The organism is Erwinia sp. MYb416 (assembly GCF_037479575.1).
GTDB classification, from domain to species: Bacteria; Pseudomonadota; Gammaproteobacteria; order Enterobacterales; family Enterobacteriaceae; genus Erwinia; species Erwinia rhapontici.
The window spans coordinates 1-994 of sequence record NZ_JBBGYT010000316.1; the positions used below are offsets into that span (position 1 = coordinate 1).

1 protein-coding gene is annotated in these 994 nt (G+C 51.0%); it reads left to right on the forward strand.

The window, feature by feature from the left end; translation table 11 throughout:
* On the forward strand, positions 1–821 hold an 821-nt coding region (locus WH277_RS03810), incomplete at its 5' end, for a glycosyltransferase (RefSeq protein WP_339504443.1).
* Between the last annotated feature and the right edge of the window lie 173 nt (positions 822–994).

Genomic DNA, 994 nt, shown 5'->3' on the forward strand with positions numbered 1-994 from the left:
ATATCTCCGTTATCCATCAGGAAAATGGCGGTGTTTCCCGCGCGCGCAATACCGGGATGAATCACATTAAGGGCAAATATGTCACCTTCCCCGATGCTGACGATATCCTCGAGCCCGAGTTGTATCGCACCTTAATGGCAATGGCCATGGCAGACGATCTGGATGCAGCGCAGTGCAATGCAAGGCGCATCAGCATGCTGGATAGCCAGGGCGAGATTTTAATCCCACCTTGCCGTCTCCGTTCAACCCAGGTCATCAGTGGCGACCGCTGGTTAGGTCGAGCGCTGAAAACCCGTCGCTATCTGCATGTCGTCTGGCTGGGCATTTATCGCGTGTCTTTGATCAGGCAGCTTAATCTGCAGTTTGTCCCGGGGCTGCATCATCAGGATATTCTGTGGACCACCGAATTTATGTTGAATGCACGTCGGGTTCGCTATAGCGACCGTGCACTTTATCGCTATCTGATTCATGGCGAATCCATCAGTAATCGTCCAAGAACGGGACAGTCAAATGTTGAGTATCAGCGCCATTATCTGAAGATTTGCCAACGACTGGAGGAGATGAATCAGCAGTACCGGGATTCAGTTAACATCTATCGCTCATTTCATGCACAAATTTTCCGTGAAGCGCTCATCGTCTGTCACGCCATACGCAGGGAAACCAATGAAATCGCCAGACAGGCCATCATTGCTGATTTTTACGCAACCGATACCCCGCGCAGAATGAGACGTAACGCACGGGGCCTGAAGCAGAGATATCATCTATTGCTCTGGCTGGGCCGCCTGCGGCGGTGGCGTAAATCCGGGGTAGTGCGGGCCTGACTGAACAATATACGCTGTCATCATGTTGTACGCTCTGCAATGCCCTGGTACGCCACCATGAAGTAGTGTGAGCCTGCCTCACTTATCTGCTAACATGCCCGCATAATTTCTCTTTTTCGGCTATCCCTGGGCATATGTCTCTGTTCAACTGAAAACAATGTGATGATTACCAT